This window comes from Variovorax saccharolyticus, from assembly GCF_030316765.1.
GTDB classification, from domain to species: Bacteria; Pseudomonadota; Gammaproteobacteria; order Burkholderiales; family Burkholderiaceae_C; genus Variovorax; species Variovorax saccharolyticus.
In genome coordinates this window covers 550630-571516 of the sequence record NZ_JASZYT010000001.1, presented here as the reverse complement: position 1 = coordinate 571516, position 20887 = coordinate 550630, and the positions used below count along the sequence as shown (strand labels likewise).

Annotated in this window: 20 protein-coding genes; 8 read left to right on the top strand and 12 right to left on the bottom strand. The window is 68.1% G+C overall.

Annotated elements, in window-relative coordinates; translation table 11 throughout:
• Positions 1 to 61: 61 nt before the first annotated feature.
• Positions 62 to 496 carry an acyl-CoA thioesterase gene (locus QTI45_RS02820; RefSeq protein WP_286653435.1) on the bottom strand — a complete coding sequence of 145 codons (435 nt, stop codon included), beginning with the start codon at positions 494 to 496 and terminating at the stop codon, positions 62 to 64.
• A 227-nt stretch (positions 497 to 723) separates the two neighbouring features.
• On the opposite strand from QTI45_RS02820, the gene QTI45_RS02815 reads away from it, so the two are divergent.
• Complete coding sequence (locus QTI45_RS02815) at positions 724 to 1281, top strand: phasin family protein (RefSeq protein ID WP_286367237.1); 558 nt, start codon at positions 724 to 726, stop codon at positions 1279 to 1281.
• Positions 1282 to 1425: 144 nt separating this feature from the next.
• Positions 1426 to 2184, top strand: coding sequence for a 3-hydroxyacyl-CoA dehydrogenase (locus tag QTI45_RS02810; protein ID WP_286367236.1), 759 nt, complete (start codon positions 1426 to 1428; stop codon positions 2182 to 2184).
• A 104-nt stretch (positions 2185 to 2288) separates the two neighbouring features.
• Here QTI45_RS02810 and QTI45_RS02805 read toward each other — a convergent pair whose 3' ends face one another.
• Positions 2289 to 3296 (bottom strand): YihY/virulence factor BrkB family protein, encoded by a 1008-nt coding sequence (locus QTI45_RS02805; RefSeq protein WP_286653434.1) that lies wholly within the window; start codon positions 3294 to 3296, stop codon positions 2289 to 2291.
• A gap of 81 nt (positions 3297 to 3377) precedes the next feature.
• On the opposite strand from QTI45_RS02805, the gene dnaG reads away from it, so the two are divergent.
• The 4 genes from dnaG (at position 3378) to QTI45_RS02785 (ending at position 10418) form a co-directional block, all read left to right on the top strand.
• On the top strand, positions 3378 to 5339 hold the full coding sequence (gene dnaG, locus QTI45_RS02800) for a DNA primase (protein WP_286653433.1): 1962 nt from the start codon (positions 3378 to 3380) through the stop codon (positions 5337 to 5339).
• A 301-nt stretch (positions 5340 to 5640) separates the two neighbouring features.
• On the top strand, positions 5641 to 7962 hold the full coding sequence (gene rpoD / locus QTI45_RS02795) for an RNA polymerase sigma factor RpoD (protein WP_286653432.1): 2322 nt from the start codon (positions 5641 to 5643) through the stop codon (positions 7960 to 7962).
• Positions 7963 to 8047: 85 nt separating this feature from the next.
• Entirely contained in the window at positions 8048 to 9286 is a 1239-nt protein-coding gene (locus QTI45_RS02790) for a multidrug effflux MFS transporter (protein WP_286367232.1), read from the top strand.
• A 4-nt stretch (positions 9287 to 9290) separates the two neighbouring features.
• The gene (locus QTI45_RS02785) at positions 9291 to 10418 is read left to right on the top strand and encodes an HPP family protein (protein ID WP_286367231.1); all 1128 of its coding nucleotides are present in this window, start codon (positions 9291 to 9293) and stop codon (positions 10416 to 10418) included.
• On the opposite strand, the gene QTI45_RS02780 is transcribed toward QTI45_RS02785, so the two are convergent.
• A complete protein-coding gene (locus QTI45_RS02780; protein WP_286653431.1) occupies positions 10363 to 11322 on the bottom strand; it encodes a LysR family transcriptional regulator in 960 nt (319 codons plus the stop codon). The two genes, QTI45_RS02785 and QTI45_RS02780, sit on opposite strands and share 56 nt — an antisense overlap.
• Before the next feature lie 77 nt (positions 11323 to 11399).
• Here QTI45_RS02780 and QTI45_RS02775 point away from each other — a divergent pair, with 77 nt between their 5' ends.
• Positions 11400 to 12110 carry a DsbA family protein gene (locus QTI45_RS02775; protein ID WP_286653793.1) on the top strand — a complete coding sequence of 237 codons (711 nt, stop codon included), beginning with the start codon at positions 11400 to 11402 and terminating at the stop codon, positions 12108 to 12110.
• A complete protein-coding gene (locus QTI45_RS02770) occupies positions 12107 to 12724 on the top strand; it encodes an NAD(P)-dependent oxidoreductase (RefSeq protein ID WP_286653430.1) in 618 nt (205 codons plus the stop codon). Before QTI45_RS02775 ends, QTI45_RS02770 begins: the two co-directional genes overlap by 4 nt.
• Before the next feature lie 10 nt (positions 12725 to 12734).
• On the opposite strand, the gene QTI45_RS02765 is transcribed toward QTI45_RS02770, so the two are convergent.
• The 9 genes from QTI45_RS02765 to QTI45_RS02725 all read right to left on the bottom strand — a co-directional run bounded on the left by QTI45_RS02765 (position 12735) and on the right by QTI45_RS02725 (position 20789).
• Positions 12735 to 13127: an SRPBCC family protein gene (locus QTI45_RS02765; protein ID WP_286653429.1), complete on the bottom strand. Its 393-nt coding sequence runs from the start codon at positions 13125 to 13127 to the stop codon at positions 12735 to 12737.
• A gap of 46 nt (positions 13128 to 13173) precedes the next feature.
• Complete coding sequence (locus QTI45_RS02760) at positions 13174 to 13878, bottom strand: ABC transporter ATP-binding protein (RefSeq protein WP_286653428.1); 705 nt, start codon at positions 13876 to 13878, stop codon at positions 13174 to 13176.
• Positions 13871 to 14638: an ABC transporter ATP-binding protein gene (locus QTI45_RS02755; protein ID WP_286653427.1), complete on the bottom strand. Its 768-nt coding sequence runs from the start codon at positions 14636 to 14638 to the stop codon at positions 13871 to 13873. The genes QTI45_RS02760 and QTI45_RS02755 overlap by 8 nt, the downstream gene beginning before the upstream one ends.
• Positions 14639 to 14696: 58 nt before the next feature.
• A complete protein-coding gene (locus QTI45_RS02750; protein WP_286653426.1) occupies positions 14697 to 15668 on the bottom strand; it encodes a branched-chain amino acid ABC transporter permease in 972 nt (323 codons plus the stop codon).
• The gene (locus QTI45_RS02745; protein ID WP_286653425.1) at positions 15668 to 16540 is read right to left on the bottom strand and encodes a branched-chain amino acid ABC transporter permease; all 873 of its coding nucleotides are present in this window, start codon (positions 16538 to 16540) and stop codon (positions 15668 to 15670) included. The genes QTI45_RS02750 and QTI45_RS02745 overlap by 1 nt, the downstream gene beginning before the upstream one ends.
• A 27-nt stretch (positions 16541 to 16567) precedes the next feature.
• Complete coding sequence (locus QTI45_RS02740) at positions 16568 to 17740, bottom strand: ABC transporter substrate-binding protein (protein ID WP_286367223.1); 1173 nt, start codon at positions 17738 to 17740, stop codon at positions 16568 to 16570.
• A 158-nt stretch (positions 17741 to 17898) separates the two neighbouring features.
• Positions 17899 to 18909 carry a PDR/VanB family oxidoreductase gene (locus tag QTI45_RS02735; RefSeq protein WP_286653424.1) on the bottom strand — a complete coding sequence of 337 codons (1011 nt, stop codon included), beginning with the start codon at positions 18907 to 18909 and terminating at the stop codon, positions 17899 to 17901.
• Between the two features lie 13 nt (positions 18910 to 18922).
• The gene (locus tag QTI45_RS02730; protein WP_286367221.1) at positions 18923 to 19669 is read right to left on the bottom strand and encodes a GntR family transcriptional regulator; all 747 of its coding nucleotides are present in this window, start codon (positions 19667 to 19669) and stop codon (positions 18923 to 18925) included.
• 16 nt (positions 19670 to 19685) lie between these two features.
• Positions 19686 to 20789, bottom strand: coding sequence for an aromatic ring-hydroxylating dioxygenase subunit alpha (locus QTI45_RS02725; protein WP_286653423.1), 1104 nt, complete (start codon positions 20787 to 20789; stop codon positions 19686 to 19688).
• Between the last annotated feature and the right edge of the window lie 98 nt (positions 20790 to 20887).

Genomic DNA, 20887 nt, shown 5'->3' with positions numbered 1-20887 from the left:
CCGGTGGCGCTCCCTGCCGCCCGGCGAAGCCGGGTCCGCGGGCGCCCTGGTGGGGGTTTTTCTATTTGAGGCTGTCGATCACCGCCTGGAGGGCCGGCGGCAGCTTCACCGGGCGCTGCGTCTCGCGGTTGACGTACACGTGCACGAAGTGGCCCTGCGCCGCAGCGGTCTCGGCGCCTTGCGCGAAAAGCGCGATCTCGTAGCGCACGCTGGAGCTGCCGGCATGCGCCACGCGGATGCCGGCCTCGATCGTCTGCGGAAAGGCCAGCGGCGCGAAGTAATTGCACTGGGTTTCCACCACGAAGCCGATCGTCGTGCCTTCATGGATATCGAGCGCGCCGCGCTCGATGAGCAGCGAATTGACGGCTGTGTCGAACCAGGCGTAGTAGACGACGTTGTTGACGTGGCCGTACATGTCGTTGTCGGCCCAGCGCGTCTGGATGTTGCGAAAGCTTCGGTAGCCGCTGCGGGAATGGGGGGTGGGTCTAGCGCTCATGGCGCGGCATTTTGCCGGCCGGACGAAGCGGCCGCAATTCAACGCACGCCTGCGGAACATTCTCATTGACCGCTTTTAGAAAACACGTTCTAAATTGCTGCAACGCAACAAAAACCCCTTGTCCCAAAACCGTGGCTGCCTATACTTGAGCCCATGCTGCACCGCAACATCAGTCGAGGGGCAGCTCAAGAGTGAATCAACCTTTTCAATTCAACTGGAGCACCACCATGGCCCTCACCGCCGACCAAATCATCTCTTCGCAAAAAGCCGGCCTCGAAACGCTGTTCGGCCTGACCACCAAGGCTTTCGAAGGCGTCGAAAAGCTGGTCGAACTGAATGTGACCGCCTCGAAGGCAGCCCTGACCGAAGCCGCCGGCACCAGCCAGGCCCTGCTGAGCGTCAAGGACGCGCAAGAACTGCTGTCGCTGCAAGCCAGCCTGTTCCAGCCCCTGGCCGAGAAGACCGCTGCCTACAGCCGTCACCTGTACGACATCGCCCAAGGCACCGGCGCCGAGTTCACCAAGGCTTTCGAAGCCAAGGCCGCTGAAGCCCAGCAAGCCTTCGTCGGCCTGGTCGACAGCGCCGCCAAGAACGCCCCGGCCGGTTCGGAAACCGCCGTCGCCGTGATGAAGAGCGCCGTGGCTGCTGCCAACAACGCTTTCGAATCGGTGCAAAAGGCCGTCAAGCAAGCTTCCGACGTTGCCGAAGCCAACTTCCAGGCCGTGCAGACCACCGCCGTGAACGCAGCCAAGAGCACCGCTCAGACCGCGACCCGCAAGCGCTGATTTTCAAAAGCCCGCCTCGAGCGGGCGCTGATTGTCTCCTTGGGTCCTTCGGGATCCAATTCAGGGCCTCGTCTTCGGACGAGGCCTTTTTTTATGGCCGCGACAGGTCTTCGATAATGGCCGCCACACCATTTGGAGATTGGCATGGAAATCAACGGCAAGGTTTTTATCGTGACCGGCGGCGCTTCGGGCCTCGGCGAAGGCACGGCGCGCATGCTGGCCGCCAACGGCGGCAAGGTGGTCATCGCCGACATGCAGGCGGACAAGGGTGAAGCGGTCGCCAAGGAGATCGGCGGCGTCTTCGTCAAGTGCGACGTCAGCCAGGAAGCCGACGGCCAGGCCGCGGTGGCGGCGGCGCTGCAGCTCGGCAAGCTGGTCGGCCTGGTCAACTGCGCCGGCATCGCGCCGGCCGAGAAGACCGTGGGCAAGAACGGCCCGCACGCGCTGGCGGTGTTCAGCAAGACCGTCACGGTCAACCTGATCGGCAGCTTCAACATGATCCGTCTCGCGGCCGATGCGATGGGCAAGAACGAACCCGAGGCCACCGGCGAGCGCGGCGTCCTGATCTCGACCGCCTCGGTGGCGGCCTACGACGGCCAGATCGGCCAGGCCGCCTACAGCGCCTCGAAGGGCGGCGTGGTCGGCATGACCCTGCCGATCGCGCGCGACCTGGCGCGCAGCGGCATCCGCAACATGACGATCGCCCCCGGCATCTTCGGCACGCCGATGCTGTTCGGCATGCCGCAGGAGGTGCAGGACGCGCTGGCCGCCAGCGTGCCCTTCCCCTCGCGCCTGGGCACGCCCGAGGACTACGCCAAGCTGGCGAAGCACATCATCGAGAACGACATGCTCAACGGCGAGGTGATCCGCCTCGACGGCGCGATCCGCCTCGCCCCCCGCTGAACTGACCCCCACGCTCCCTCACTTCGTGTAGTCGCTGCCCCCCGAGGGGGCCGCAGGCCGCCTTGGGGCGGCCCGGCGCCGGCCTGGGTGACCCCCACGCTCCCTCACTTCGTGTAGTCGCTGCCCCCCGAGGGGGCCGCAGGCCGCCTTGGGGCGGCCCGGCGCCGGCCTGGGTGACCCCTCGCGTCGGGTGGCTGGCCGCCAAGGGCGCCATCAGCGGCCTCCTCGTCCGGCTTCATGCTGCCGGTGCGCTCCAGGCGCTCGAACTGCGCGATCACCTGGGCGCCGAAAAGCACCAGCGTGGCGGCGATCTCCAGGCTCAGCAGCACCACGATCGCGGTGGTGAGCGAGCCGTAGACCACGTTGACCTGCGACAGGGTGGCGAAATAGAGCACCAGCACCCGGCGCGTGACCTCCCACAGCAAGGCGGCGGTAATGCCGCCGATCAGGGCATGCCGCAGGCGCAGCCGGCCGACCGGCATCACGAGATAGAGCGAGGTCAGCATGAAGATCTCGCCGCCCAGCCCGAGCAGGTAGAGCAGCACGCCCGACACGCCCGACAGCGACCAGCTGTAGCCGAGCAGTTCGACGCTCTCCTCGCCGATCACCTGCAGCGCACCCGACACCAAGGTCACCAGCAGCAAGCCGATGCAAAGGCACAGGATGTAGATGTAGGGCATCACCACCGAGATCAGGAAGTGCCGCGAATGCTCGGCCTTGCGGTGGTGGAAGATCACCGCCATCGCGCTCTCGAGCACCGTGAAGGCCAGCGAACTGAAGAAGATCATCGTCACCAGCAGCACCGGGCCGAGCACCTCCGCATGGGTCAGGAAATTCGACAGTTCGGCGACGATCGCCTGCGACTGGCCGGGCAGCAGCCAGGCCAGGTAGCGCCCGACCGCGCGCAGCAGCGCCGCCTGATCGATGAAATGCGACAGCGCGATGACGCTGACGATCAGCAGCGGGACGATCGACAGCAGCGCGTAATAGGCCACCGCGCCCGCGAGCAGCAGGCCCTGGTTGGCCTTGAAGCTCTTGAGCGCCTGCCAGCCGAAGCGCAGCGGGTGGCGCAGCACGGGGCCGACCTGGTGGGTGACGGAATGGCGGATCATGCGGTGCTTTCGGGCCATCGGTGGGTCGGGCGGCCGATGCGGGCCTGACGGCTTGCGTATCATTTGGAGTTCCGAGCCTACATGACCATCCCCGCTTCTTTCATCCAGGAACTGATCGCACGCGCGGACGTGGTGGAAATCGTCGGGCGTTATGTGCAGCTCAAGAAGGCCGGCGCCAATTTCATGGGCCTGTGCCCCTTCCATGGCGAGAAATCCCCTTCCTTCTCGGTCAGCCCGACCAAGCAGTTCTATCACTGCTTCGGCTGCGGCGTGCACGGCAACGCGATCGGCTTCCTGATGGAGCACGCCGGCATGGGCTTCGTCGAGGCGGTGCACGACCTGGCCGGCCAATACGGCCTGCAGGTGCCCGAGGACGACGCCTCGCCCGAGGAGCGGGCCCGCGCCGCCGGCCAGCGCCAGAAGCAGGCCACGCTGACCGAGGTGCTCGAAAAGGCCGGCGAGGCCTACCGCAAGCAGCTGCGGCAGTCGCCCGGCGCGATCGACTACCTCAAGGGCCGCGGTGTCTCGGGCGAGGTGGCGAAGCAGTTCGGCATCGGCTACGCCCCGGCCGGCTGGCGCTCGCTGGCCAGCGTCTTCCCGGAATACGACGATCCCCTGCTGGCCGAAAGCGGCCTGGTGATCGTCGGCGAGGCCGAGGAAGGCGGCGAGGCCAAGCGCTACGACCGCTTCCGCGACCGCGTGATGTTCCCGATCCGCAACGTCAAGGGCGAATGCATCGGCTTCGGCGGCCGGGTGCTGGGCGACGAGAAGCCCAAGTACCTGAACTCGCCCGAGACCCCGGTGTTCAGCAAGGGGCGCGAGCTGTACGGGCTCTACGAAGCCCGGGCCGCGTTCCGCGATCGCGGCTACGCGCTGGTGACCGAGGGCTACATGGACGTGGTGGCGCTGGCGCAGCTGGGCTTCCCGAACGCGGTCGCGACCCTGGGCACGGCCTGCACGCCCGAGCACGTGCAGAAGCTGTTCCGGTTCACCGAGTCCGTGGTCTTCAGCTTCGACGGCGATGCCGCCGGCCGGCGCGCCGCGCGCAAAGCGCTCGACGGCGCCCTGAGCTACGCCACCGACGTGCGCAGCATCAAGTTCCTGTTCCTGCCGGCCGAGCACGACCCCGACAGCTTCATCCGCGAATTCGGCGCCGACGCCTTCGCCCGCTTCGTGACCGAGGCCACGCCGCTGAGCCGCTTCCTGATCGAGTCGGCCCGCGAAGGCTGCGAGCTGTCGACCGCCGAGGGCCGCGCCCACATGGCGAGCAACGCGCGCCCGCTCTGGAGCGCGCTGCCCGAAGGCGCGCTCAAGCGCCAGCTGCTGGCCGAAATCGCCGCCCTGGCGCAGCTCGGCACGCAGGAGCTGGGCGAGCTCTGGGCGCCGGCGGCGGCGCGTCCGCCCGCCCCGGCGCCGTTCCGGGCCAGCGCGCCGGTCGCCTCCGAAATGACCGAGGAGGACTGGGCCAGCCGCGACCAATGGTTCGACGAACAGTCGCGCGGCAGTCCGGACAAGAAGCGCTTCAAGTCGTCATTTCGGCAACCGGCGCCGCCCCGCCCGCCCCCGGGCGGACGGCGCCTGCCGACCAGCCGGGCCGACGTCGCGGCGCGCCTGGTGCTGTCGAACCCGGCCGAGTGGGAGGCCCTGTCGCACGAGCTTCACGCCCTGCTCTGTGACCTGCCCGGCGAGCACGGGCAGCTGTTCGCCTGGCTCGACAGCCAGTCGCACGAGCACGGCACCCAGCCCTGGGCGGCGCTGCGCGAGGGCCTGCGCGGCCTGGATTTCGAGGCGCTGGCGGTGCGGGTCATGACCGGCCCCGACGGCGGACCGATCGGCGACGCCGAGGGCGAACAGGCGGCCGATTCGGCCCGGGAGCTGCGCAACGTGCTCGACTACATGCTGGACGACCTGCTCAAGGCCCAGCAAAGCGAGGCCATCGCGGCGGTGGGCAGCGATCCGCGGGCGCTGGAGCGCTACAAGGCGCTCGAGGCGCGTCGGCTGGAGTTGCGAAATCGCCTCAGGCCAAGCGCAAACAGTGCTTGAAAAACTGGCAGCGCGCTATAATGTAAGGCTTAGCTAGACGCCCGCCAGCGTCTGGTTGAAGCAAAAAACTGGCAAGAGCGACAGCAGCACCTCCGGGCCGACCCCAAGCGCAATGCACTTCCCAACGGGAAAAGGGTCAATACACCGCAAGGACTGCACACCAAATGTTCGCCCGACATCTTGCCTTTTGACGGCTGCCGGGGGGCTTGCGTTCCCCCAGCCTCAGTGTTTGTGCTCCTGCCTGCGCCGGGTTTCGAGGCGCGTGTGATTCCGCTTGGTCCATCTTGTTGTACGAGGTCGTATGCCCAGTTCAAAGAAGCCTGCCGTGTCCGCTGCCAAGAAGCCCGCTGCAGAAAAACCGTCGAAGACCGCCGCGCTGCAGGCAACCAAGACGGGTGCCGTCGCCTCCAAGGCGTCAGCAGCAACGAAAGTGAAAACCGTGCCCACCAAAACGACTCTCCCCGCCGAACCCACCACCGCCAAGCCCGCCGCCAAGAAGGTGGGCCGTCCGCCCAAGGCCGCCGGCGCCGCCACCACCACGACCACCGGCGCCAAGCGCGGCCGCAAGCCAAAGGCCGGCAATGAGTCGGCGGGCAGCGACATCGACCTGTCGGACATCGAAGACGACCTGGCCGGCGAGGAGCCGACAGCGACCACGACCGAAGAAAAGGTCAAGCCGCTGCGCATGAAGATCAGCAAGGCCAAGGAACGGGCCTTGATGAAGGAATTCGGCCTCGACGAGACCGTGCTCTCCGAAGAAGACCTGGCCAAGCGCCGTTCGCGCCTGAAGACCCTGATCACGCTGGGCAAGACCCGCGGCTACCTGACGCACGGCGAAATCTCCGACCACCTGCCCGACAAGCTGGTCGACGCCGAGACCATGGAAGTCGTGGTCACGATGCTCAACGACATGGGCGTGGCCGTCTACGAGCAGACCCCCGACGCCGAGACCCTGCTGCTGAACAACACCGCCCCGACCGCCACCACGGTCGAGGAAGCCGAAGAAGAAGCCGAAGCCGCCCTGTCGACGGTGGACAGCGAATTCGGCCGCACCACCGACCCGGTGCGCATGTACATGCGCGAGATGGGCACGGTCGAACTGCTCACGCGCGAAGGCGAAATCGAGATCGCCAAGCGCATCGAAGGCGGCCTGATGGCGATGATGGAGGCCATCTCGGCCTCCCCCGCCACGATCGCCGAGATCCTGCGCCTGGGCCAGGAAATCCGTGACGGCAAGGTCGTCATCTCGACCATCGTCGACGGCTTCTCGAACCCCAACGAGGCCGACGACTACGTGGCCGAAGAAGACTTCGACGAATTCGACGAGGAAGACGACGACGACGGCAAGGGCGGCTCCAAGGCGCTGACCAAGAAGCTCGAAGAACTCAAGCGCGACGCGCTCGAGCGCTTCGACCGCATCGCAGTGCTGTTCGAGAAGGTCCACAAGATCTACGACAAGGAAGGCTACGGCACGCCGGCCTACGAGAAGGCGCAGCACGCCCTGTCCGAAGAGCTGATGACGATCCGCTTCACGGCCCGTACGATCGAGAAGCTGTGCGACCTGGTGCGCACCCAGGTCGACGACGTCCGCAAGAAGGAGCGCGAACTGCGCCGCATCATCGTCGACAAGTGCGGCTTCCCGCAGGAAGACTTCATCCGCGACTTCAGCGGCTACGACAAGAACGGCAACCGCGTCGCCTCCAACCTGCTCAACCTCAAGTGGGTCGAGAAGCAGGCCGCCGCCGGCAAGCCCTGGAGCGCCGTGCTGGCCCGCAACATCCCGCCGGTGCAGGAACTGCAGCAGCGCCTGACCGACATCCAGTCGCGCGTGGTGGTGCCGCTGACGCAGCTGAAGGACATCAACAAGCGCATGAACGAAGGCGAATCGTCTTCGCGCGATGCCAAGAAGGAAATGATCGAGGCCAACCTGCGCCTCGTGATCTCGATCGCCAAGAAGTACACCAACCGCGGCCTGCAGTTCCTGGACCTGATCCAGGAAGGCAACATCGGCCTGATGAAGGCGGTCGACAAGTTCGAATACCGCCGCGGCTACAAGTTCTCGACCTATGCGACCTGGTGGATCCGCCAGGCGATCACCCGCTCGATCGCCGACCAGGCGCGCACCATCCGCATCCCGGTGCACATGATCGAGACCATCAACAAGATGAACCGCATCAGCCGCCAGCATCTGCAGGAGTTCGGCTTCGAGCCCGACGCCAGCATCCTGGCCGCCAAGATGGAGATCCCGGAAGACAAGATCCGCAAGATCATGAAGATCGCGAAAGAGCCGATCTCGATGGAAACCCCCATCGGCGACGACGACGATTCGCACCTGGGCGACTTCATCGAGGACAGCAGCAACACGGCGCCGATCGAGGCTGCGATGCAGGCGGGTCTGCGCGACGTGGTCAAGGACATCCTCGACAGCCTGACGCCGCGCGAAGCCAAGGTGCTGCGCATGCGCTTCGGCATCGAGATGTCGACCGACCACACGCTGGAAGAAGTCGGCAAGCAGTTCGACGTCACGCGCGAGCGCATCCGCCAGATCGAGGCCAAGGCACTGCGCAAGCTCAAGCACCCGAGCCGCTCCGACAAGCTGCGCAGCTTCATCGACACGTTGTAAGCTTGCACTCGCAGCGACAGGACAAGAAGGCGCCCTCGGGCGCCCTTCTTTTTTCAGAACACCAAGAATCGACCGGAGACTGCCCATGAACCCCGAAGCCGACAAACTCTGGCGCGCGCCGCGCTGGGCGCTGGCCGTGCTGCTGGCGGTGCTGGGCATGCTGGGCCCGTTCTCGATCGACACCTACATCCCGGCCTTCTCGGGCATCGCGCGATCGATCGGCGCCACCCCCGCCGAGATGCAGCAGACGCTCTCGGCCTACCTGTTCGGCTTCGCCTTCATGAACCTGTTCCACGGCGCCCTGTCGGACAGCTTCGGCCGCCGGCCTGTGGTGCTGTGGGGGTTGGCGGTGTTCACGGTCGCATCGCTGGGCTGCGCGCTGTCGCAGACCATCGGGCAGCTGGTTCTGTTCCGTGCCCTGCAGGGCCTCTCGACGGGCGCCGGCATCGTGGTCTCGCGCGCCGTCATCCGCGACATGTTCCCGCCGGCCGAAGCGCAGAAGGTCATGGCGCAGGTGACGATCTACTTCGGCATCGCGCCGGCGATCGCGCCGATCGTCGGGGGCTTCCTGTTCGTCCACCTGGGCTGGCACAGCATCTTCTGGTTCCTGGTGGCGGTCGGCATCGTGCTGTTCGTCGCCAACTTCAAGCTGCTGCCGGAGACGCTGCACCGGAGCCAGCGCCAGCCCTTCGAAGTGCGCCACCTGATGCGCGGCTACTGGGACCTGTGCTCCGACCCGCGCTTCCTGCTGCTGGCGCTGGCCAGCGGCGTGCCCTTCAACGGCATGTTCCTCTACGTGCTGGCCGCGCCCGCCTTCCTCGGCGAGCACTTGTCGCTGGCACCGACCCAGTTCTTCTGGTTCTTCATCCTCACCATCGGCGGCATCATGGCCGGCGCCTGGGCCAGCGGCCGGATGGCCGGCAAGGTCGCGCCCAAGCGGCAGATCCGCGACGGCTTCGTGATCATGCTGGCGACCTCGGTGGTCAACGTGGCCGCCAATGCGCTGTTCGCGCCGCATGCGGCCTGGGCGCTGTGGCCGCTGGCGGTGTTCGCCTTCGGCTGGGCGCTGATGGTGCCGGTCGTCACCCTGCTGGTGCTCGACCTGCACCCGGAACGCCGCGGCATGGCTTCGTCGCTGCAGGCCGTCATCGGCTCGACCGCCAACGGCATCGTGGCCGGCGTGGTCGCGCCGCTGGTGATGCATTCCACGCTGGCACTGGCCGCCACCTCGCTGCTGATGCTGGGCGTCGGCCTGGTGGCCTGGGTCTGGCTGCATGGGCGCTGGCCCGAAATCGGCCGGCGCGTCGCCGGCGAGGCGGCCTGAAGCGATGCGCAACATCGATCTGCTCGCCTTCGCGCGCGCCTGGCTGCCCGGCCCGACGGTCGTCGATGGGCGCGAACGCCTGCGCGCGGTCGTCGGCGCCGCCGTGGGGCTGCTGTTCACCGGGCTGGTCTGCGAGTGGCTGGCCGGCGGCAGCGGCTGGCTGATCGCGCCGCTCGGCGCCAGCGCGGTGCTGGTGTTCGCGCTGCCGGCCAGCCCGCTGGCGCAACCCTGGCCGGTGATCGGCGGCAACACCCTGTCCGCGCTGGTCGGCATCGCCTGCGCGCGCTGGCTGCCGCCGGACACGGTGTGGGTCGGCGCACTGGCGACCGCGCTGGCCATCGGCCTGATGTTCACGATGCGCTGCCTGCACCCGCCGGGCGGCGCGGTGGCGCTGCTGGTGGTGCTCACGCACACCGCCGAGCTTCCCTTCGCCTTCCTGCCGGTGCTGGCGGACTCGCTGCTGCTGGTGCTGGCCGGCGTGGCCTACAACAGCCTCACAGGCCGCCGCTATCCGCACGTGCAGCTGGCGCCGCGCCAGCCCGGGACCGATTCGCGCTTCAGCTCGGCCGACATCGACGCCGTGCTGGCGCGCTACAACCAGGTGCTGGACATCAGCCGCGACGACCTCGAATCGCTGATCCGGCAGACCGAGATGGAATCCTGGCGCCGGCGGCTGGGCACCGTGCGCTGCGCCGACATCATGTCGCGCGAGCTGGTCGTGGCCGAATTCGGCATGCCCCTGCAAGAGGCCTGGAAGCTGATGCACGACCACCGCATCAAGGCGCTACCGGTGACCGATCGCACCCGCCGCGTGGTGGGCATCGTCACCCAGGCCGACTTCTTCCGCCAGATCGACCTGCAGCACCACGAAGGCATCGGCGGGCGACTGCGCGACTTCATCCGCGCCACCCGCAGCGTGGTGTCGAACAAGCCCGAGGTGGTCGGGCAGATCATGACGCGCCAGGTGCGCGTGGCCAGCGAGGATCGGCCGCTGGCCGAACTGGTGCCGTTGTTCTCCGAGGGTGGGCACCACCACATTCCGATCATCGACGGCGAACGCCGGCTGACCGGGATCATCACGCAGTCGGATTTTGTGCGCGCGCTCTACCGGGCGGTCGGGCCGGAGAACTAGATTCGCGCGGCGGCCAGTGCGCGGGGTCGGCGAAACGCGCCGCCAGGAAATCCAGCAGCGCCCGCAGCGACACCGGCATCTGGCGCCGCGACGCGTAGACGCCGTAGACGCCCAGTCCCTGCGGCACGAAGCCGGGCAGCAGCGCCACCAGACGGCCTTGGGCGATCGGCGCGTTGGCCGAATAGGCCGGCTGCATCGCGATGCCGGCGCCCTCGATCGCCGCCGCCAGCAGCACCTGCGACTCGTTGGCGCTCAGGTTGCCGCTGACCGGCACCGCGATGCGCTCGCTGCCGCGCTCGAATTGCCACAGGCTCTTGCCGAAGTAGGAGTAGGTCAGGCAATTGTGGGTGGCCAGGTCCTCGACGCCGACCGGCACGCCGTGCGCCGCGAGATAGGCCGGCGAGGCGCAGACCACCGAGTCGCAATGCCCGAGCGGCCGGGCGATCAGGTTCGGGTCGAGTTCGTTGGTGATGCGGATCGCGAGGTCGATGCGCTCCTCGATCAGGTTCACCGGCCGGGAGTCGATGTGCAGGTCGATCGCGGCCTGGCGGTGGAGGCGCAGGTAGTCGGCCACCGCCGGAGCGAGCACGTCCTGGGCCAGCGATTGCGCGCAGGCGACGCGCAGCAGGCCGCGCGGTTCGTCGGCGCAGGCACTGGCGGCGGTCGCCATCTCGGCCGCGACCTCGAGCATGCGGCGGCAGCGCACCAGTGTTTCCTCGCCGGCCTCGGTGAGGCTGAGCCGGCGGGTCGTGCGATGCAGGAGCCGCGCGCCGGCCCATTGCTCCATCTGCGCGAGATAGCGCGTCACCATCGCGCGCGACATGTCGAGCGCGTCGGCGGCGGCGCTCATGCTGCCGCGCTCGGCAATGCGCACGAAGACTTCTGCGGCGGTGATGCGGTCCATATTCGATCGATCCAAGCAACAAACCATTGCATGCTAAGCGGTTTTTCGATCGAATCCGGAAACGTACGATGCAAGCCATGCCCGAGACGAATCCCCTCCCCCCGCGCACCACGCTGCACTACGTCTTCGATCCGCTGTGCGGCTGGTGCTATGCCGCGGCGCCGCTGATCGAAGCCGCGCGCCGCCTGCCGGCGCTGGCGATCGAATTCCACGGCGGCGGCATGCTGACCGGCAGCAACCGCCGGCCGGTCACGCCTCAGTGGCGCGACTACGTGATGCCGCACGACCGCCGCATCGCGGAGCTCAGCGGCCAGCCTTTCGGCGCCGCCTACTTCGACGGCCTGCTGAACGACAGCGGCGCCGTGCTGGACTCCGCACCGCCGCTGACCGCGGTGCTGGCAGCCGAGGCCGAGGCCAGCCGCGGGCTGGACATGATCCGCCGCGTCCAGCACGCGCACTATGTCGAAGGGCGGCGCATCGCCGAGCCGGCCGTGCTGCGCGCACTGGCGACCGAACTCGGCCTCGACGGCGCCGCCTTTTCGAAAGCCTTCGACTTCATGGCCGGCGAGCCGACCCGGCGGCACATCGACGACAGCCGCCGATGGCTGGCGCGGATCGGCGGCCAGGGTTTTCCGACCCTCGCGCTGGCCACCGCCGACGGCCGCCTGACGCCGCTGGATGCCGGGCGCCACCTCGGTCGACCCGATGCCTGGGTCGCGCAGATCGACGCCCTTCTGACCCAAGCCCTTTCACCCACCTCTTCCACCTCACCCAAGGAACGCCCATGAGCAAGATCGCCCTTCTCGGAATCACCGGCCGCGCCGGTTCACGCATCGCCAACGAACTGCTGGCGCGCGGCCACAGCGTGACCGGCATCGCGCGCAAGGTCGACGGCGTCGAAGCCCGTCCCGGCCTGAGCGTCCAGGCCGCGGACGCCAAGTCGGTCGATGCGCTGGTGCCGCTGTTGCGCGGCCACGATGCCGTCGTCAGTTCGACCCGCTTCGCGGACGGCACCGATGCGGCGACCCTCATCGCCGCGGCCAGGCAGGCCGGTGTGCCGCGCCTGCTGGTGGTCGGCGGCGCCGGCAGCCTCGAGGTCGCGCCCGGTGCGGCGCTGATCGACGCGCCGGGCTTCCCGGATGCCTACAAGCCCGAGGCGGCGGCCGGCGGCGTGATGCTGGCCGCGCTGCGCCAGGAGCAGGAACTCGACTGGACCTTCCTGTCGCCATCGGCGATCTTCGAGCCGGGCCAGCGAACGGCCAAGTTCCGCGTCGGCGGCAACAGCCTGCTGAGCGATGCGAACGGCAAGAGCTGGATCTCGATGGAGGACTATGCGATCGCGCTGGTCGACGAAATCGAAAACCCGAAGCACTCGCGCCAGCGCTTCACGGTCGGCTACTGAAGCGAGGCGATCAAGCTTCCAGCTTCTGCTTCATCGCCTGCATGCCGGCTGCGATCATGCCGGCGATCGGCTCCGCCATCTCGTGCGGCATCAGGTCGGCGATCCAGACCAGGCGGCTGTGCGTCGGGTCTTCGGCGATCACCTGCAGCGAGGCGTTGTGATGCGTGAGGCGGCCGCCGCTCGCGGACCAGGCGAGCCGCCGCGCCGCATCGTCGCAGTCGACGATCAGCTCGCGCACCACCATGCCGTTGCCGAAGGTGACGACCCGCGTGTCGCCTTCGAGCCGGCAGTCGGTCACGAAGCCGGGCACCAGCCGATGGTGGATCTCGCCGACATCCCGGACCGCATCCCAGATCTTTTCGGCGCTCGCCGCCACCTGGATTTCCTGTCGAATCGATGCCATGGTTCGCCTCCGAAGCTCATGGCCCGCGAGTGTAGGCCGATGCCCGCTAGCGGCCAACCCCGAGCAGGCGCTCCAGCACCTCGGGCTGCGCACGCAGGGCGGCCGCGCGGTCGGCATGCACCACGGTGCCGTGATCGAGCACCACGGCCTCGTCGGAGATCGCGAGGATCGCCTGCGGATGCTGCTCGACGATGATCGCCGCCAGCCCCTCTTCGCGCGTGATGCGGCGGATCGCACGCAGCAGCTCCTCGACGATGATCGGCGCCAGGCCTTCCAGCGGTTCGTCGAGCAGCAGCAGCGTGGGGTTGAGCACCAGCGCTCGTCCCACCGCCAGCATCTGCTGCTCGCCGCCCGACAGCTGCGTGCCGAGGTTGCCCTTGCGTTCCGCCAGGCGCGGGAACATCTCGTAGACGCGCTGCGGGTTCCACCGGCCCGGCCGCTCGACCGCGGTCAGGTTCTCGTGCACCGTCAGCGACTTGAAGATGTTGCGCTCCTGCGGCACCCAGCCGATGCCGGCCGCCGCGCGCAGGTGCGGCGACAGCTTGTGCAGCGCGGCGCCGCCCAGCGTGATGCTGCCGCCGTGCTGGCGCGTGGCACCGGCCAGCGTGTTGATCAGCGTGGTCTTGCCGGTGCCGTTGCGGCCCAGCAGCGCCAGCGTCTGGCCCTGGCCGAGCACAAGGGCAACGTCGTGCAGCACCACGGCCTCGCCGTAGCCGGCGCTCAGGTTCTCGATGCGAAGCAGTTCAGACATGCGCGGCTCCATGGCCCAGGTAGACCTCCTTCACCTTCGGGTCGTTGGCGATCTCCTCGGGATTGCCTTCGGTCAGCAGCGTGCCGTTGACCAGCACCGTCATGCGATCGGCGAAGCTGAAGACCAGGTCCATGTCGTGCTCGATCAGCAGCACCGAGACATCGGCCGGCAGCGCCGCCACGGTCTCCAGCAGTTCCTCGCGCTCGCCGGCCGGCACGCCGGCCACCGGCTCGTCGAGCAGCAGCACGCGCGGCTCGCAGGCCAGCGCGATCGCGATCTCGAGCAGGCGGCGCTTGCCGTAGGCCAGGTGCCGGGTCTGCTGCTGCGCGACGTCGGCGAGGCGGAACTTCTCGAGCAACTGCCCGGCCCGCTCGGCGACCGCCTTCGACGCGCCCAGCGGCCGCCACCACTGCGCGCCCGCGCCGGTGTGCTGCGACACCACCAGCGCCAGGGTCTCGAGCGGCGTCATCGAATCGAACAACTGGTTGATCTGGAAGGTGCGCACCATGCCGCGCGCGACCCGGCGGTGCGGCGCCAGCCGCGTGATGTCCTCGCCCTCGAGCACGATGCGGCCCTCGGTGGGCGTGAGCACGCCGGTCAGCAGGTTGATCAGCGTCGTCTTGCCGGCGCCGTTCGGGCCGATCAATGCATGGCGGGCGCCGCGCTTGAGATTCAGCGAGACGTTGTTGGTGGCCGTGATGCCGCCGAAGCGCATCACCAGGCCGGTGGCCGACAGCACCGTATCGCTGCCGGTGCTCATAACGAAACCTCCGTGCTGCGCACTGCGGTGCGAGCGCCTTCGGGCGGCCGGGCGGCGCTCATGGCTTCACCGCCTTGCGCGCGCCGAACCAGGTCCAGGGCTTGAGCAGGCGGTCGCGCCCGACCAGCACCAGCAGCACCAGGATCAGGCCGATCCAGAACATCCAGTACTGCGGCGTGACGCTGGACAGCGTGTCCTGCAGCAGCTTGAAGACGATCGCGCCGGCGATGCCGCCGTAGAGCCAGCCGACGCCGCCGATCACCAGCATCAGCACCACGTCGGCCGAGCGGTCGAAGGCCAGCACGTCGAGCGAGGCGAAGCCGGTGGTCTGCGCCAGCAAGGCACCCGCACCGCCTGCCACGGCGGCCGCGACCGTGTAGATCACGGCCAGCCGCGACACCACCGGAATGCCGATCGCCATCGCGCGCAGGCGGTTGTCGCGGATCGCCTTGAGCGTGGCGCCGAAGGGCGAATGCACCAGCCGGCGCATCAGCAGGAACAGCAGCAGCATCACCGAGAGCGAGTACCAGGCCGCCGTGCGCCCGTAGAGGTCGAAGTCGAAGAGGCCCAGCACCGGACCCATCACCACGCCCTGAAGGCCATCGGCGCCGCCGGTCAGCCAGTCGAGCTTGTTGGCCAGCTCGAGCAGCAGCAGCGCGGTGCCCAGCGTGACCATCAGCCGCGTCAGGTCGCTGCCGCGCAGGATGGTGACGCTGGCGACCGCGCCAAGCAGCGCCGACAGCACGATGGCGACCAGCAGGCCGATCGTCGGATCGGGCAGCACGTGCTTGGCGAACAGCGCCGCGGCATAGGCACCGAAGCCGAAGAAGGCCGCGTGGCCCAGCGACACGATGCCGGTGTAGCCGAGGATCAGGTCGAGCGACATCGCGAACAGCGCGACGATCGCGACCTCGTTGATCATCAGTGCATGCGAGGGCACCAGCAGCGGCAGCGCGAAGGCGACCGCCCAGAGCGCGAATTCCCAAGGCCGCCAGCCGGCCTTCCTGAGGAGGGGTTGCCGGAAATCCATCACTTGCCCCCCTTGCGCGTGAACAGCCCCTGCGGCCGCCACATCAGGATCAGGATCATCAGCAGGTAGACCGTGAAGGCGCCCATCTTCGGGATGAAGTACTTGCCCGCCACGTCGGCGATGCCGAGCAGCAGCGCGGCCAGCAGCGGCCCGGTGATCGACGAGGTGCCGCCGACCGAGACCACGATGAGGAAATAGATCATGTACTTGAGCGGGAAGGTCGGATCGAGGCCGAGGATCTCGGCGCCCAGCGCGCCGCCCAGCCCGGCCAGCCCCGAGCCCACCGCGAAGGTCAGCAGGAACACCACGTTGACATTGATGCCCAGGCCGGCCGCCACGCGCGGGTCGTCGACCGCGGCGCGCAGCCGGCTGCCGAAGCGCGTCTTCGAGAGGATCAGCTGCAGCACCACGGTCAGCAGCGCGCACACCGCGATGATGAAGAGGCGATAGTGGCCCATGCCCAGCAGCAGAGCGCCGTCGCCGATCTCGGTGCGCCCGCCCAGCCATTCGGGCAGGTGGATGTTCTGCTGCGAGGAGCCGACGAAGTAGTCGACCGCGGCCACCGCCATGAAGGCCAGGCCGATCGAGAACAGCACCTGGTCCAGGTGCGGCTTGCCGTACATCGGCCGGTAGAGCGTGCGCTCGAGCAGCGCACCCGCCGCGCCGACCACGACGAAAGCCAGCGGCAGGCACAGCAGGAAGGGCACGCCCAGCTTCTGCATCGCGAACACCGTGAGGTAGCCCCCCGCCATTGCGAAGGCGCCATGCGCGAGGTTGATGAAGTTCATCAGGCCCAGCGTCACGGCCAGGCCGACCGCGAGCACGAACAGCAGCATCCCGTAGGCGATGCCGTCAAAAAGAATAGTCAGCATGCGGCTGTCCGGAACCCTTCGTCTGGCTTACTTGCTCTTGCCCGGGTCCTTGACGGACTTGATGACGTCGAACTCGACGTTCCAGAGCTGGCCGTCCTTCTTCTCGACCTTGCGCAGGTAGATGTCCTGCGTGATGTCGCGGGTCTGGGCGTCGATCAGCACCGGGCCGCGCGGGCTCTCGAAGACCTGGCCCTTCATGGCGGCCAGCAGCGCGTCGCCGCCGCCCTGGCCCTTAGTCGTCTTGAGCGCCTCGTAGATGATGCGCATGCCGTCATAGCCGCCGACGGCCATGAAGTTCGGCCGCATGTTCTTGTTGGCGGCCTGGAAGTCGGCCACGAACTTCTTGTTCAGCGCCGACGGATGGGCCGTCGAATAGTGGTGCGAGGTGACCACGCCAAGGGCGCCGTCGCCCATGTCGTTGAGCTGGTCGTCGTCGGTCACGTCGCCGGTGCCGATCAGCTTGATGCCGGCCTTGTCCATGCCGCGTTCCAGGAACTGCTTCATCACGGCCGCGCCGGCGCCCGAGGGCACGAAGACGAACAGCGCGTCGGGCTTGGCATCGCGCACCTTCTGCAGGAAAGGCGCGAAGTCCGGGTTGCGCAGCGGCACCCGCAGCTTCTCGATCACCTTCCCGCCATTGAGCTCGAAGCGCTCGGAGAAGAATTTCTCGGCGTCGTTGCCGGGACCGTAGTCGGCCACCAGCGTGACCACCGACTTGATGCCGTTCTTGGGCGCCCAGTCGCCCATCGCGACCGCCGCCTGCGGCAGCGTGAAGCTCGAACGCACGATGTAGGGCGAGGCCTGCGTGATGCTCGAGGTGGCCGCGGCCATCACGATCTCGGGCGTCTTCGACTGGGTCGCGATCGGCGCCACGGCCAGCGCCAGCGGCGTCAGGCCGAAGCCGGCCAGCACGTTGACCTTGTCGTTGACCACCATCTCCTGCGCGATGCGCTTGGTGACATCGGGCAGGCCGGTGTCGTCCTTGACGATCAGCTGGACCTTCTTGCCGGCCACCGTGTCGCCATGCTGGGCCATGTAAAGACGCGCGGCGGCCTCGATTTGGCGGCCGGTGGAGGCCGACTGGCCGGTCATCGGCAGGATCATCCCGATCTTGAAGGTGTTGTCCTGCGCGTGGGCCAGGGGCATGGCCAGCGCGATGGCGGTCAGGCTGGCGGCCTGGACGAGGTGGCGACGAAGCATGGAACTCTCCTTTTTCAATGGGATGCGGAACGGGGCATATTGTGACCAGATGCAAGCAAGCCGGGTTGCCGGCAACTACCTAGGCATCAAGCCGGGGCGCGGAATTCTGCGCGATGAACAAAACGACTGCGCGATGATCGCGCAAAGCATGCGATGCCTCAGGGATTGTCGGGACGCCAGGCGGAGTCGAGCGTGATCGAGCCGACTGCGCGCGAGACGCAGGCGCAGATGCGGCGGCCCTCTTGCTTCTCGTGCTCGCTCAGGAAGACGTCGCGGTGGTCGATCTCGCCATCGAGCGCCAGCACGTCCATCGCGCACAGGCCGCACTCGCCGCGCCGGCAGTCCCAAAGGGTCTGGATGCCGGCGCCCTCGAGCGCCTCGAGCAGCGTGCTGCCGGCGGCCACCGTGATCGCCAGGTCGTGGCGCGGAATGCGCACTTCGAAAGCCTGGGTCGGAAGCCGGCCGCTGCTGCCGAAGGTCTCGAAGCGCAGGTCGGCCTGCGGGCGGCCGGCCGCGGCCCAGGCGCGCTTGACGGCCTCGAGCATCGGCACCGGGCCGCAGGTGTAGAGCTGCCCGCCCGCAGGCAGCGCGGCGATCTCGGCGGCGAAGTCGATCGCCGCACTGCCGGCGTAGGCCTGCAGGCTGGCGCTGGCCTGCGGCTCCAGCGCCTGCCGCAGGTCCGGCAGATAGGCCAGTTCGGACTCGCTGCGGGCGCCGTAGAGCATGCGCACCGGAACACCGCTGCGCCCGGCCAGCGCGGCCAAGCGCTGCGCCATGTAGACCAGCGGCGTGATGCCGATGCCGCCGGCCACCAGCAGGTAGCCCGGCGCCGTGAGGTCGAGGCCGAAGTGGCTCTGCGGCTCGCTCACCAGCAGCCGGTCGCCGACGGCCAGCCGCCACATCGCGAGCGAGCCGCCGCGGCCCTCGTCGAGCCGCTTCACCGCGATCCGCCAGGCGCGTCCATCGGGCGAACCGACCAGCGAATAGGAGCGGTTCTGCATGCGCCCCGCACCGGGCGCGCCGACCAGCACCTGTACCTGCAGATGGGCGCCGGCTTCATGGCCGGTGGCCTCGCCCGACTCGGGCGTGATCTCGAATTCACGCACGGTGGCGCTGACATCGCGCAGTGCGCTGACGCGCGCCGGCAACCAGTGGATATCGCTTTTCATCTTCGGAATGTCTTCACGCCCTTCGGCGAATCAGTTGCACGCCCGGCAGGGGATGGCTTTGCGCCCCGTGCAGGGCCTCCCGCAGGTTGCGCTGCGCGATGCGGCTGTGCTCGCGCATCAGCGCCTCGGCGCGCGAGCCTTCGCGGTTCTCGATCGCATCGAGCACCTGGCCATGCTGGTCCTGTGCGATCAGCAGCATGTCGCGCGCCGCCGGCGAGTTGGCCTGCACGACGACGAAGCCCGAAGGCGAGGCGAAAGGCAGGTTGATCACGCGCTCCATCTGCTTGGCGATCAGCGCGCTGCCCGACATTTCGGACAGCAGCCGGTGGAACTCCTCGTTGAAGGCGACATAGCGCGAGAAGGCCGCGTCGTCGAGCGCCGGGTCGCGCAGCAGTTCGTCGATGCGCCGCAGGCAGGCCCGGGCCTCGCGCAGCACCACCGGCGGCGCGCCGCGCTCGGCCGCCAGCCGCGCCGACAGGCCTTCCAGCGTGCCGCGCAATTCGATCGCGTCGGCCACGTCGCGCTCCGAAAAAGTCCGCACCGCATAGCCGCCGTTCGGCAGGCCCTCGAGCAGGCCTTCCTGCTCGAGTCGCATCAGCGCGCTGCGCACCGGCGTGCGCGAGACGCCGAGCAGTTCCGAGACCGCCACCTCGGCGATCCGGGCGCCACCGGCCAGTTCGCCGGCCAGGATCATCTCGCGCAGCCGCAACTGGGCCTTGACCGCCTGCGAGCTGCTGGCCTCGACCGCTTCGCCGCTCATGGGTGAAGCTCCGCGCTCATCGCGCCGCCTCTGCCGGCGCGATCGGAATGGTCGCCGTGCGCGGCTTCTCGCGCGCCACCATCTGGTCGATGAGCCGCCGCGCCCACATCGCGCCGGCATCGATGTTGAGGTTGTAGAAGCTGTAGTCGGGCCGCTCGTCGATCGCGCGCTGCTGGGCCTCGAGCACCAGTTCGTCCTCGCGGAAGATGCCGGCCACACCCTCGCGCAGCTGGTGCGTGAGACGCTGTTCGCCGACGCAGTAGTTGCGCGCGAAGGCCCAGAAATAGAGGCAGGTGCCGTCGGTCTCGGGCGTGATGGTGTTGAGCACGTAGCCGTTGACGCCCTTGCTGCGGTCGCCCGGCTGGCCGTCGCGCGGCACCGCGCCGCTGCCCGCCTCGGCCACGCCGACGTCGATGTTGACCGTGCACGGCCCCTCGAAGCGGATGATCTGCCAGCGGTCGACAGGCCCGCGGTAGCCGCGCGCATGGTGGATCTGCCCGGCCCAGAACGGCGGCGCCTCGATGTTCTCCATCCAGCGCGTGACCGTGGCCGAGCGGTCGCCATGGGTGGCGACGAAAGGTGCCTCGGCCACCGCGCGGTTGCCGATCGACGAGCCGTGCACGAAGGTCTCGTGAGTCAGGTCCATGAGGTTGTCGACCACCAGCCGGTAGTCGCAGGCGACCCGGATCATCTTGCCGTCGCCGGCCCATTCGGGGTCGTCGTTCCAGTGCATGTCGGGCACCAGCGCCGGATCGGCCTTGGCCGGATCGCCGGGCCAGACCCAGACGAAGCGGTGCTTTTCGACCACCGGATAGGCCCGCACGCAGGCCGACGGATTCAGCGTCTCCTGGCTCGGCATGAAGGTGCAGCGCCCCTGGCTGTTGTAGACCAGCCCGTGGTAGCCGCAGACCACCTCGTCACCCTCCAGCCGGCCCAGCGACAGCGGCATCAGCCGATGCCAGCAGGCGTCTTCGAGGGCAGCGATCGCGCCATCGGTGCGCCGGTACAGCACCAGCTTCTGGTTGCAGACGGTGCGCGCCAGCAAGGCGTGCGAGACCTCCACGTCGTAGGCGGCCGCGTACCAGGCGTTGAGCGGAAAGGGGCGGTTTTCGGCTTTCATGGGATACGCAATGTATACAGCAATGAGATAAAGTCCATGGATTTCAACCATTTAAAGGGTAAACACTGATCTTTCTGTATCCATCAGACGGCAATCCT

Excerpts from the sequence above, each read along its gene's own strand:
- QTI45_RS02750 (WP_286653426.1), bottom strand. The coding sequence starts at position 15,668 with ATGGATTTCCGGCAACCCCTCCTCAGGAAGGCCGGCTGGCGGCCTTGG.
- QTI45_RS02775 (WP_286653793.1), top strand. The coding sequence starts at position 11,400 with ATGCCCGAGACGAATCCCCTCCCCCCGCGCACCACGCTGCACTACGTC.
- QTI45_RS02810 (WP_286367236.1), top strand. The coding sequence starts at position 1,426 with ATGGAAATCAACGGCAAGGTTTTTATCGTGACCGGCGGCGCTTCGGGC.
- QTI45_RS02805 (WP_286653434.1), bottom strand. The coding sequence starts at position 3,296 with ATGATCCGCCATTCCGTCACCCACCAGGTCGGCCCCGTGCTGCGCCAC.
- QTI45_RS02780 (WP_286653431.1), bottom strand. The coding sequence starts at position 11,322 with ATGGACCGCATCACCGCCGCAGAAGTCTTCGTGCGCATTGCCGAGCGC.
- QTI45_RS02725 (WP_286653423.1), bottom strand. The coding sequence starts at position 20,789 with ATGAAAGCCGAAAACCGCCCCTTTCCGCTCAACGCCTGGTACGCGGCC.
- rpoD (WP_286653432.1), top strand. The coding sequence starts at position 5,641 with ATGCCCAGTTCAAAGAAGCCTGCCGTGTCCGCTGCCAAGAAGCCCGCT.
- QTI45_RS02770 (WP_286653430.1), top strand. The coding sequence starts at position 12,107 with ATGAGCAAGATCGCCCTTCTCGGAATCACCGGCCGCGCCGGTTCACGC.
- QTI45_RS02765 (WP_286653429.1), bottom strand. The coding sequence starts at position 13,127 with ATGGCATCGATTCGACAGGAAATCCAGGTGGCGGCGAGCGCCGAAAAG.
- QTI45_RS02815 (WP_286367237.1), top strand. The coding sequence starts at position 724 with ATGGCCCTCACCGCCGACCAAATCATCTCTTCGCAAAAAGCCGGCCTC.
- QTI45_RS02740 (WP_286367223.1), bottom strand. The coding sequence starts at position 17,740 with ATGCTTCGTCGCCACCTCGTCCAGGCCGCCAGCCTGACCGCCATCGCG.
- QTI45_RS02785 (WP_286367231.1), top strand. The coding sequence starts at position 9,291 with ATGCGCAACATCGATCTGCTCGCCTTCGCGCGCGCCTGGCTGCCCGGC.
- QTI45_RS02730 (WP_286367221.1), bottom strand. The coding sequence starts at position 19,669 with ATGAGCGGCGAAGCGGTCGAGGCCAGCAGCTCGCAGGCGGTCAAGGCC.
- QTI45_RS02735 (WP_286653424.1), bottom strand. The coding sequence starts at position 18,909 with ATGAAAAGCGATATCCACTGGTTGCCGGCGCGCGTCAGCGCACTGCGC.
- dnaG (WP_286653433.1), top strand. The coding sequence starts at position 3,378 with ATGACCATCCCCGCTTCTTTCATCCAGGAACTGATCGCACGCGCGGAC.
- QTI45_RS02745 (WP_286653425.1), bottom strand. The coding sequence starts at position 16,540 with ATGCTGACTATTCTTTTTGACGGCATCGCCTACGGGATGCTGCTGTTC.
- QTI45_RS02760 (WP_286653428.1), bottom strand. The coding sequence starts at position 13,878 with ATGTCTGAACTGCTTCGCATCGAGAACCTGAGCGCCGGCTACGGCGAG.
- QTI45_RS02790 (WP_286367232.1), top strand. The coding sequence starts at position 8,048 with ATGAACCCCGAAGCCGACAAACTCTGGCGCGCGCCGCGCTGGGCGCTG.
- QTI45_RS02820 (WP_286653435.1), bottom strand. The coding sequence starts at position 496 with ATGAGCGCTAGACCCACCCCCCATTCCCGCAGCGGCTACCGAAGCTTT.
- QTI45_RS02755 (WP_286653427.1), bottom strand. The coding sequence starts at position 14,638 with ATGAGCACCGGCAGCGATACGGTGCTGTCGGCCACCGGCCTGGTGATG.